Annotated in this window: 13 protein-coding genes; all 13 read left to right on the forward strand. The window is 36.3% G+C overall.

The window, feature by feature from the left end:
* The first annotated feature begins 139 nt into the window (after positions 1 to 139).
* Positions 140 to 1,138, forward strand: coding sequence for a phosphate acetyltransferase (gene pta, locus M663_RS0111505; RefSeq protein ID WP_003868233.1), 999 nt, complete (start codon positions 140 to 142; stop codon positions 1,136 to 1,138).
* 19 nt (positions 1,139 to 1,157) lie between these two features.
* Entirely contained in the window at positions 1,158 to 2,363 is a 1,206-nt protein-coding gene (locus M663_RS0111510) for an acetate kinase (RefSeq protein ID WP_029689015.1), read from the forward strand.
* A 71-nt stretch (positions 2,364 to 2,434) separates the two neighbouring features.
* Positions 2,435 to 2,920 (forward strand): DUF177 domain-containing protein, encoded by a 486-nt coding sequence (locus tag M663_RS0111515; RefSeq protein ID WP_029689016.1) that lies wholly within the window; start codon positions 2,435 to 2,437, stop codon positions 2,918 to 2,920.
* A gap of 17 nt (positions 2,921 to 2,937) precedes the next feature.
* A complete protein-coding gene (rpmF, locus tag M663_RS0111520) occupies positions 2,938 to 3,120 on the forward strand; it encodes a 50S ribosomal protein L32 (RefSeq protein WP_003868236.1) in 183 nt (60 codons plus the stop codon).
* A 131-nt stretch (positions 3,121 to 3,251) separates the two neighbouring features.
* Positions 3,252 to 3,854, forward strand: a complete 603-nt coding sequence (gene fapR / locus M663_RS0111525; RefSeq protein WP_003869201.1) for a transcription factor FapR — start codon at positions 3,252 to 3,254, stop codon at positions 3,852 to 3,854.
* Complete coding sequence (gene plsX / locus M663_RS0111530; RefSeq protein WP_029689017.1) at positions 3,838 to 4,836, forward strand: phosphate acyltransferase PlsX; 999 nt, start codon at positions 3,838 to 3,840, stop codon at positions 4,834 to 4,836. Before fapR ends, plsX begins: the two co-directional genes overlap by 17 nt.
* Positions 4,829 to 5,824: a beta-ketoacyl-ACP synthase III gene (locus M663_RS0111535; protein ID WP_004396168.1), complete on the forward strand. Its 996-nt coding sequence runs from the start codon at positions 4,829 to 4,831 to the stop codon at positions 5,822 to 5,824. The genes plsX and M663_RS0111535 overlap by 8 nt, the downstream gene beginning before the upstream one ends.
* 12 nt (positions 5,825 to 5,836) lie before the next feature.
* Entirely contained in the window at positions 5,837 to 6,778 is a 942-nt protein-coding gene (gene fabK / locus M663_RS0111540) for an enoyl-[acyl-carrier-protein] reductase FabK (RefSeq protein ID WP_019907703.1), read from the forward strand.
* Positions 6,779 to 6,782: 4 nt separating this feature from the next.
* Positions 6,783 to 7,712 (forward strand): ACP S-malonyltransferase, encoded by a 930-nt coding sequence (gene fabD / locus M663_RS0111545; protein WP_029689018.1) that lies wholly within the window; start codon positions 6,783 to 6,785, stop codon positions 7,710 to 7,712.
* A gap of 2 nt (positions 7,713 to 7,714) precedes the next feature.
* Positions 7,715 to 8,458 (forward strand): 3-oxoacyl-[acyl-carrier-protein] reductase, encoded by a 744-nt coding sequence (fabG, locus tag M663_RS0111550; RefSeq protein WP_003869196.1) that lies wholly within the window; start codon positions 7,715 to 7,717, stop codon positions 8,456 to 8,458.
* 42 nt (positions 8,459 to 8,500) lie between these two features.
* Positions 8,501 to 8,728 carry an acyl carrier protein gene (gene acpP / locus M663_RS0111555; RefSeq protein ID WP_003866668.1) on the forward strand — a complete coding sequence of 76 codons (228 nt, stop codon included), beginning with the start codon at positions 8,501 to 8,503 and terminating at the stop codon, positions 8,726 to 8,728.
* A 66-nt stretch (positions 8,729 to 8,794) separates the two neighbouring features.
* Positions 8,795 to 10,024 (forward strand): beta-ketoacyl-ACP synthase II, encoded by a 1,230-nt coding sequence (gene fabF / locus M663_RS0111560; protein WP_004396170.1) that lies wholly within the window; start codon positions 8,795 to 8,797, stop codon positions 10,022 to 10,024.
* A partial coding sequence (gene rnc, locus M663_RS0111565; RefSeq protein WP_042805363.1) for a ribonuclease III occupies positions 9,996 to 10,680 on the forward strand: 685 nt, incomplete at its 3' end. The genes fabF and rnc, both read left to right, overlap by 29 nt.

Raw genomic sequence — 10,680 nt, forward strand, 5'->3', positions numbered from 1 at the left:
GTAAAAAAATTATAAAAAAAGGTACAAAGCAAAAAACATGATATACTTATTATTTTACATAAAATATGATAAAATGTAAAAGGGACATCGTGTATATGATATTATAGTGATAAAATTAAAAAAGGAAGGGAGATTTTAAATGGCAGTAATGGATAGTATCATACAAAAGGCTAAAGCTAATAAAAAAAGGATTGTGCTTCCTGAGGGAAGTGAAGCTCGAACTTTAAAAGCTGCTGAAAAGGTTATTAAAGAAGGTATTGCTGATGTAGTTTTATTAGGGAAGGAAGAAGAAATAAAAGAAAAAGCAAAGGGATTGGATATCTCGAAAGCAGAAATTATAGACCCTGAAAAGTCGCCTCTTTTACAAAAATATGCTGAAGAATATTATAATTTGAGAAAAAACAAAGGAGTTACAGAAGAACAGGCATATCAAATTATGAAAGACCCTATGTACTATGGGTGCATGATGGTCAAATTAGACGATGTTGATGGTATGGTATCTGGGGCGATTCACGCTACTGCTGATGTTTTCAGACCGGCTTTTCAAATTGTAAAAACTGCTGCAGGTGTCAAAGTAGTATCCAGCGCCTTTATAATGGAAGTACCTAATTGTACTTATGGAAGCGATGGAGTATTTATTTTTGCTGATTGTGCAATAAATCCTAATCCTAATGAAGAGGAATTAGCAGCAATTGCCATTGCTTCTGCCCATACTGCAAAAGTCCTTGCTGGAATTGAGCCTAGAATTGCTATGCTGTCATTTTCTACTAAAGGAAGTGCAAACCATGAATTAGTAGATAAGGTGAAAAATGCGACTAAAATCGCAAAAGAATTGGCGCCTGATTTGCTAATTGATGGTGAGCTTCAATTAGATGCTGCGATTGTCAAAGAAGTAGGAGAGTTAAAGGCTCCAGGAAGTCCTGTAGCGGGGAATGCAAATGTGCTTATTTTCCCAGATTTGCAAGCGGGAAACATTGGATATAAGCTAGTTCAAAGACTTGCTAAAGCTAATGCTATCGGACCAATTTCTCAAGGTCTTGCAAAACCTATCAATGACTTGTCAAGAGGTTGTAGTGTAGAAGATATTGTTAATGTTATAGCAATAACTTGTGTACAAGCTCAAGGGGTGCAAAAATAACTTTGAGGAGGCAGCGAGTATGAAGATTTTGGTTATGAACTGTGGAAGTTCGTCATTAAAGTATCAATTATTGGATATGGATAATGGAAAAGTGCTAGCGAAAGGATTGGCGGAAAGAATAGGTATCCATGATTCTCTTTTAACTCATCAAGTAGAGGGCAAAGATAAAATAAAGATACAAAAAGATATGAAAAATCATAAAGAAGCTATACAAATTGTTTTAGATGCTTTGGTTGATAAAGAAATCGGAATTTTAAAAGATATGAAAGAAATAGATGCAGTAGGACATAGAGTTGTGCATGGGGGAGAGTTTTTTACTGATTCTGTATTGATTGACGATGAAGTAATCAAAAAATTAGAAGCATGTATTGACCTTGCACCTTTGCACAATCCTGCTAATATTGAGGGAATAAAAGCTTGTCAGCAGATAATGCCAGGGGTGCCAATGGTAGCAGTTTTTGATACGGCTTTCCATCAAACAATGCCAGATTATGCGTATATTTATCCCATTCCTTATGAATACTACGAGAAATACAGAATAAGAAGATATGGATTCCATGGGACATCCCATAAATATGTATCTTTAAGAGCTGCTGAAATATTAAATAGGCCTATTGAAGAGTTAAAAATTATTACTTGCCATTTAGGGAATGGGTCTAGTATCGCTGCGGTTAAAGGCGGTAAGTCGATAGATACAAGTATGGGATTTACTCCATTAGAAGGGCTGGCTATGGGTACAAGGTCTGGAAATGTTGATCCTTCAATTATAACTTTCTTAATGGAAAAAGAAGGCTTGACTGCAGAACAGGTTATAGATATACTTAATAAGAAATCAGGTGTGTACGGAATTTCAGGAATAAGTAATGACTTTAGAGATATAGAAAATGCAGCTTTTAAAGAAGGGCATAAAAGAGCTATGTTGGCATTAAAAGTTTTCGCTTATAGGGTGAAAAAGACAATAGGTTCTTATACAGCTGCTATGGGTGGTGTTGATGTAATTGTGTTTACTGCTGGAGTTGGAGAAAATGGACCAGAAATGAGAGAGTTTATTTTAGAGGATCTAGAGTTTTTAGGTTTTAAACTGGACAAAGAGAAGAATAAGGTAAGAGGAAAAGAGGAAATTATATCTACAGAAGATTCAAAAGTTAAAGTTATGGTTATTCCTACAAATGAAGAATATATGATTGCTAAAGATACTGAAAAATTGGTAAAAGGTTTAAAGTAGATAATCTTGACAACGGGTTGTGGGGTTAGTATAATAGGTGATGTCAATTATTTTAAGGTGTGTGAAGAAAAATGAAAATCGATCTATTAAAAATCAAAGGACAGCTTGGCCGCAGCATAAATATAGACTATGTAGAGGACATAGAGAGCATTGAATTTAAAGGGGAAGAATACAAAATTGTAACTCCTCTACATGTAAAAGGTACTATTACTGCGCAAAAAGAAGGGCTTTTGGCAGAACTTGATATTACAGGTAGTATAAATGCCGTCTGCGACAGATGTTTGGATGAGTTTATTTATAGTTTAGACCTTAAATTACGGGAATATGTAGAGGAGTCAGTAGACGAAGAAGTAGATGATAGCTTTTATGAAAATTTTGATTTAACTACTTTTGTAGTTCATTTTGTGATATTGTCATTGCCAATGAAATTTTTGTGCAAAGAAGATTGCAAAGGCTTGTGTCTTGTTTGCGGTACTAATTTAAACCACCAAACGTGTAGCTGCAAGCGGGAAGATATTGATCCGCGGCTTACCGTCCTTTCTAAACTACTGCAATAGATGTAGGAGGTGTTAAGATGCCAGTTCCAAAGAGGAGGACATCAAAGGCGAGAAGAGATACTAGAAGGAATAATAGTTATAAAATAGCTGCTCCGGCTTACGTTTTGTGTCCAAGATGTCATGAGCCTAAACTACCTCATAGAGTATGTCCAAACTGCGGCTATTACAAAGATAGAGAGGTAATAAAAGTAGAAGAGTAAGACTAATATAAGACTAAAAAAAGTAGTAATAGGAAAAGACCTATTACTACTTTTTTTAGTTGATTTTACAAAAAAAATAATTTATAATTTTGGGTAGGTCATAAAAACAACTAATATCTGGAGCTGGTAATATGGCTGTGCGAATGAGTAAAGTAGAAAGGCAAAGACTTTTAAAAGAAAAAATAAATACTAACCCCTTTTACACTGATGACGAGTTAGCAGAAATGTTTGGAGTAAGTGTACAAACTATAAGACTTGACAGGATGGAATTGGGAATCCCTGAAGTTAGAGAGCGTATAAAAAGTGTTGCAGAAGAAAATTATCAAAAAGTGAGAACTATTACAGGCACTGAAGTAGTTGGAGAATTAATAGACTTAGAATTAGGAAAAAGGGGTATTTCAATTTTTGAGCCTACAGAGGATATGGTTTTTGTCAAGACAAAAATTGTGAAAGGGCAATACATTTATTCTCAAGCTGAATCTTTAGCTATGTCTGTTATTGATGCCTCTGCTGCTTTAATTGGAGTTGCAAACATAAAGTACAAGTTTCCCGTTAAAGTAGGAGATAGACTTGTGGCGAAAGCCGAAGTGATACGTCAAAGAGGAAACAAATATTTTGTCTGGGTTAAGATAAAAGTTAAAGATAAGGAAGTATTCAGAGGTAAGTTCATTTTAGTAGCCATTGATGAGGATTTTCTAAAAAAAAGGAGTGACACTGTTGAGGTTAGCAATTGATGCTATGGGTGGTGACCATGCTCCAGAGGAGATAATTAAAGGCAGCTTAGAGGCACTAAATCATTTTCATGATATAGAAATTGTCCTTATTGGAAAAGAAGAAGTTTTACGCGGCCTCCAAGGAAAGGAGAAAAGGCTTAAGCTTGTTTATGCTTCAGAAGTTATTGAAAATGATGAAGCGCCTGTTACGGCTGTTAGAAGGAAAAAGGATTCTTCAATGATAGCAGGTCTAGAACTTCTTAAAAAGGATGAAGTGGATGCTTTTTTGTCAGCTGGCAATACAGGAGCTCTCATGGCAGGAGCATTGCTTACTTTAGGGCGCATCAAGGGAATTGACAGACCAGCTTTGGCTCCAATACTTCCTACTTTAAATGGGGCTACTGTGTTATTAGATGCAGGTTCTAATACTAATTGTGATGCTCAAAATTTGGTACAATTTGCTGTCATGGGACATGTTTATGCACAAAAAATGTTTGGGATAGAAAGACCAAGAGTAGGGCTTTTTAATATAGGAGTAGAAGAGGAAAAAGGTAATGAAGTAGTAAAAAAGGCTTTTGAAGAACTTAAAAAATCAAAACTAAATTTTATTGGGAATGTAGAAGGAAGAGATATTCCTTACGGCGTCTGTGAAGTTGTAGTCTGCGATGGATTTGTGGGAAATGCGATACTAAAGTCTATGGAAGGAATTGCTTCTGTGATTTCTCAACTTTTAAAGGAAGAGTTGACCCGAAATATTTTTACTAAACTGGGTGCTCTTTTGATAATGGGTGGATTAAAAAGAATAACTAAAAAAATGGATTACACTGAATACGGAGGAGCCCCTCTTTTAGGAATTAAAAAGCCAGTCATAAAAGCCCATGGCAACTCAAAAGCAAAAGCTATTTTTAATGCGATAAAACAAGCTAAAAATTTTGTAGATAATGATGTCTTAAATCACATAAAAGAAGAAATTGAGTCAATGGGAGATGAGTTAAGTGTGTGAAAAGATTGCTGCAGGAATTTTAGGTACAGGAAGTTATGTTCCCGAAAAAGTTCTTACTAATTTTGATTTAGAAAAAATGGTGGATACTTCTGATGAATGGATTACTACAAGGACTGGAATTAAAGAAAGGCGCATTGCAGATTCTTCACAAGCTACTTCTGACTTGGCTACTAAAGCCGCAAAGAAGGCTTTGGAAGATGCTAAAGTTGACCCTTCAGAAATTGACATGATCATTGTTGCAACTGTTACACCTGATATGAATTTCCCATCTACTGCTTGCATAGTTCAAGCTAATTTAGGTGCAGCCAACGCTGCTGCTTTTGATATCTCCGTCGGATGTTCAGGCTTTATATATGGACTTGCTATCGCTCAGCAATTTGTAGAGACTGGTATGTATAACAAAATATTGGTTATTGGAGCAGAAACTTTGTCTAAAATAATAAACTGGAAGGATAGAAACACTTGTGTTCTCTTTGGAGATGGAGCAGGGGCAGTAGTTGTGGGAAGAGTTGAAAGCGGATATGGAATATTGAGTTCTTATTTAGGAGCTGATGGCACTGGCGGGAAACACTTGTACATGCCAGCAGGTGGTTCTAGAATGCCGGCCAGCGAAGAGACTGTAAAAAAGAATTTACATACTATTTTTATGGAAGGGCAAGAAGTATTTAAGTTTGCAGTAAAAGTAATGGATAGTGCTACTATTGAGGCTTTAAACAGATGTGGTTTAAAACCAGAAGACATAGATATGCTTATACCTCACCAAGCAAACACAAGAATAATTGAAGCGGCGAGGAAGAGGTTAAAACTTAGCAATGATAAAGTTTATATAAATCTTGATAAATACGGTAATACCTCTGCTGCCTCTGTTGCTATAGCCTTAGATGAAGCCTATAGAAAAGGACTGATAAAAAAAGGCGATGTCATACTAACTGTCGCTTTTGGTGCAGGTTTGACTTGGGCATCAAGTGTTATAAGATGGAGCAAGTAAGGGGTGAAAAATATGTTTAAAACTAAAATAGTAGAAATGCTCAATATAAAATATCCAATATTTCAGGGTGGAATGGCATGGGTCGCAACTGCAGAACTAGCTGCTGCCGTGTCAAATGCAGGAGGTTTAGGAATAATAGGAGCAGGTAATGCACCAGCTAGTTTTGTAAGGGAACAGATACGGAAGGCAAGAGAACTTACTGATAAACCTTTTGGCGTCAATGTAATGCTTTTGTCTCCTTTTGTTGATGAAGTTATGGAGGTTATTTTAGAAGAAAAAGTAGATGTCATAACCACTGGAGCAGGGAATCCAGGTAAGTACATACAAAGACTTAAAGAACGGGGTATTAAAGTTATTCCTGTTGTGCCTTCAGTAGCATTAGCAAAAAGAATGGAGGACATTGGTGTGGATGCTGTTATTGCTGAAGGAACAGAATCGGGAGGTCATATTGGAGAACTAACGACTTTGGCATTAGTACCTCAAGTAGTAGATGCTGTTAAAATTCCAGTCATCGCTGCAGGAGGAATTGCTGATGGACGTGGTTTTGCAGCTGCATTTTGCTTAGGAGCTTCAGGTATTCAAATGGGAACTCGGTTTGTATGCTCTACTGAATGTACTGCTCATCCTCGTTACAAAGAATATATTTTAAAGGCAAAAGACAGAGATGCCGTTGTTACAGGAAGAAGCACAGGTCATCCAGTCAGGTCATTAAAAAACAAACTGACAAGAGAATTTGAAAAGTTAGAGCAAATGGGTGCTCCTAAGGAACAATTAGAAAAATTAGGGGAAGGAAAATTAAGAGCAGCGGTAGTAGACGGTGATGTAGAATATGGTTCTGTGATGGCAGGTCAAATTGCAGGACTTATAAATGATATTAAACCTGTAAAAGAGATAATAGAGGACATAATGAAACAAGCGGAGGAAGTAATTGACAATTTGAATAAAATGAGGTGAAAAAATGAAAGTAGCTTTTATTTACCCCGGGCAAGGTGCCCAATATGCTGGAATGGGCAAAGAAATATACCAAAAATACCAAGAGGCAAGAGAAATTTTTGAAAGAGCAGATGAAGCTTTAGGGTTTAGCATATCTGAACTTTGTTTTGAGGGACCAGAAGAAGAACTTATGAAAACAGAAAATACCCAGCCGGCCATTTTAACGGTTTCTGTTGCTTTAACAAAGGTTTTGCAAAAGAGAGGAATAAAGGCTGAGGTTACTGCAGGATTGAGCTTAGGAGAGTATTCCTCTTTAGTATTGGCTGAAGCTTTAGATTTTGAAGATGCGGTTCGTTTAGTGAAAAACAGAGGAAAGTATATGCAGGAAGTAGTACCCCAAGGAGTGGGTACTATGGCAGCAATACTGGGACTTGAAAATGAAGTAGTAGAAGAGATTTGCCGTACTGTATCACAAGTTGGAATAGTAGAACCTGCTAATTACAACTGTCCTGGACAATTAGTTATATCTGGAGAAGTAAAAGCTGTGGAAAAAGCTGTCGAGCTAGCCAAAGAAAAAGGTGCAAAAAGAGCAGTAGTATTAGCAGTCAGCGCACCTTTCCACTGCAGCATGTTAAAAAAAGCAGGAGAACTCCTAGAGAGGGACTTAGAAAAAATAGAAATAAAAGAGTTAAAAGTTCCTGTAATATCAAATGTAACAGCTAACTATGTTACAAAGGAAGAAGTTAAAGATTTGCTCATAAAACAGGTGAGTCATCCTGTGCTATGGGAACAATCTGTAAAAAGAATGATTGAAGATGGTGTAGATACTTTTGTTGAGATAGGACCAGGAAAAACTCTTACAGGTTTTGTTAAAAAGATTGACAAAACCAAAAATGCTTATAATTTTGAAGATGAGGAGTCCCTTTTAAAGACTCTCTCTGCTTTGGGGGTATAAGTATGGAAACTGAAAGAAAAACTGCTTTTATAACAGGTGGGTCAAGAGGAATAGGACGTGCTATTGCTTTACGCTTGGCAAAGGATGGATTTAATATTGTCGTCAACTATTCGAAAAGTGATAAAAGTGCTGAAGAGGTTGTAAAAGAAGCAAAAGAGTATGGAGTAGAGGCAATGGCTGTCAAATGTGACGTCTCTAAATACGATGAGGTTGAAAAAGCGATAGATAAAATTGTAGAAGAATTTGGTAGTATAGATGTTGTAGTAAATAATGCGGGAATTACAAAGGACAATTTAATTTTGAAGATGGATGAAAGCGAGTGGGACCAAGTAATAGATGTAAATTTAAAAGGTACATTTAATGTAATAAAATTTGCATCAAAGTATATGATAAAAAAGAGAAAAGGGAAAATAATAAATATTACATCAGTTGTGGGAATAATGGGAAATGCAGGTCAAGCTAACTATGCTGCTTCTAAAGCAGGAGTGATAGGACTTACTAAATCTGTTGCAAAAGAGTTAGCAAATCGGGGAATAACAGTAAATGCTGTAGCTCCCGGCTTCATTGAAACGGATATGACAAGTGTGTTAAAAGATGAAATAAAAGAAAATATGTTAAAGAGTATTCCTTTGAAAAGAGCTGGAAAACCGGAGGATGTAGCTGAATTAGTTGCTTTTTTGGCGAGTCCCGCTTCAGATTACATTACCGGGCAAGTAATAAATGTTGACGGAGGAATGGTTATGTAATATTATCATAATGTATAATTTTTGAGAGGAGGTGAAGAAGGTATGATTTTTGAAAAAGTAAGGGACATAATAGCCGAACAACTCGGCATTGATCCAGAGGAAATAACGATGGAGTCATCTTTTATAGATGATTTAGGAGCAGACTCTTTGGACATAGTAGAGCTCATAATGGCTCTGGAAGAAGAGTTTGATATTGAAATTCCTGATGAAGATGCTGAAAAGATTAAAACAGTAGGTGATGTAGTAGAATACTTAAGCAATCTTGAATAATTGAGGTCCCGCGTTGCGGGACTTTATGCAATATAAAATTTTACTCTATTTTGGAGGTTTTAACTCATGAACAGAGTAGTTGTAACAGGAGTAGGAGTCATTACACCTTTAGGTAATACTGTAGAAAAATTTTGGAATTCTTTAATAAATGGTGAGTCTGGAATAGACACTGTTACCAAATTTGACGTGTCGGAGTTTCCTACTAAGGTAGCAGCAGAAGTAAAAGATTTTGAACCCACTTTATACATAGATAAAAAAGAAGCAAGAAGAATGGATAGGTTCATCCAGTTTGCTGTTGCCAGCGCGAAGTTGGCGTTAGAGGATTCACAAATTGACCTTTCTAAAGTTGATTTAAACAGGTTTGGTGTTATTTACGGTACAGGCATAGGAGGAATTGAAACTTTTGAAAATCAGATGAAAATTATGTATGAAAAAGGTCCCGGAAAAGTAAGTCCCTTCTTCATACCTATGATGATAGCAAATATGGCAGCAGGTCAAATTGCAATAACTTTTGGGCTAAAAGGGATAAACGAGACTATAGTAAATGCCTGTGCTTCCAGTACTAATGCTATAGGAGAAGCTTTTAAAGCTATTCAAAGGGGAGATGCAGAACTTATAGTCACAGGTGGTACTGAAGCAGCTATAACTCCCATGTCTTTTGCAGGCTTTTGTGCAATGAAAGCTATGTCCACAAATGAGGACCCTAAAAAAGCCTCCCGTCCTTTTGATTTGAATAGAGATGGTTTTGTAATGGGAGAAGGGTCTGCAAGCTTAATTTTAGAATCTTTAGAACATGCGCAAAAAAGAGGAGCTAAAATTTATGCAGAGATAATAGGTTATGGTGCTACAGATGATGCTTACCACATAACTGCTCCTGCGCCAGAAGGAGAAGGAGCTGCTCGTGCAATGGAAGCAGCTTTAAAGGACGGAAAAGTAAGTTTTGACATGATAGATTATATCAATGCTCATGGAACTTCCACTGAATATAACGACAAATTTGAAACAATGGCTATAAAGAAAGTCTTTAAAGACCATGCGTATAAACTCTATGTAAGCTCTATCAAGTCTATGCTAGGCCATTTGTTAGGAGCAGCAGGGGCTGTTGAAGCTGTTGCTACTGTTTTGACTATAAAAAATGGCATTATACCTCCTACTATTAATTACGAAACTCCTGATCCAGAGTGCGATTTGAATTATGTGCCTAACGAGGCTATAGAAAAAGAAGTAAATTATGCGATTTCTAATTCCTTAGGCTTTGGAGGACATAATGGGACATTACTTTTTAAAAAATTTTAAAAGAGGTATGGAAGTGAAAAGAGAAAATTTGTCTGAATTAGAAAAGAGAATAAACTATAGTTTTAAAGATAAAAATTTGCTTATAGAGGCTTTAACTCACAGTTCATGGGCTCACGAAGGTAAAAATAGCAAGATTAGCAATGAAAGATTGGAGTTTTTAGGAGATTCTGTCCTAAGCCTTGTAATAAGCGAGTATTTGTACAAGAATAGAAAAGATTTAGAAGAAGGTTCTCTTTCTAAATATAGAGCTGAAATAGTTTGTGAGCCCTCCCTTGCTAGATGTGCAAGAGAAATAGAATTAGGCAACTTTTTGCGCATTGGCAAAGGAGAAGAACTGACTGGAGGAAGAGAAAGGGATTCTATTCTTGCAGATGCTATGGAAGCGATACTGGCTGCTGTATATCTGGATGGAGGATTAGAAGTCGTTCGCAATGTAAGTTTTAGAATGTTCAAAAATATCATTGAAGAAGTTTTGGAAGGGCTTATTTATCGCGACTATAAAACAAAACTGCAAGAAGTTGTTCAAAGCATGGAAATAGGGAAAATTATCTATGAGCTAATAGAGGAAATGGGTCCTGACCATAATAAAACTTTTGTAACTCAAGTGCGGATTGGTGATGTAATATTAGGAAAGGGTTATGGTAAAAGTAAAAAAG

The organism is Thermoanaerobacter sp. A7A, assembly GCF_000445185.1.
Taxonomy (GTDB): domain Bacteria; phylum Bacillota; class Thermoanaerobacteria; order Thermoanaerobacterales; family Thermoanaerobacteraceae; genus Thermoanaerobacter.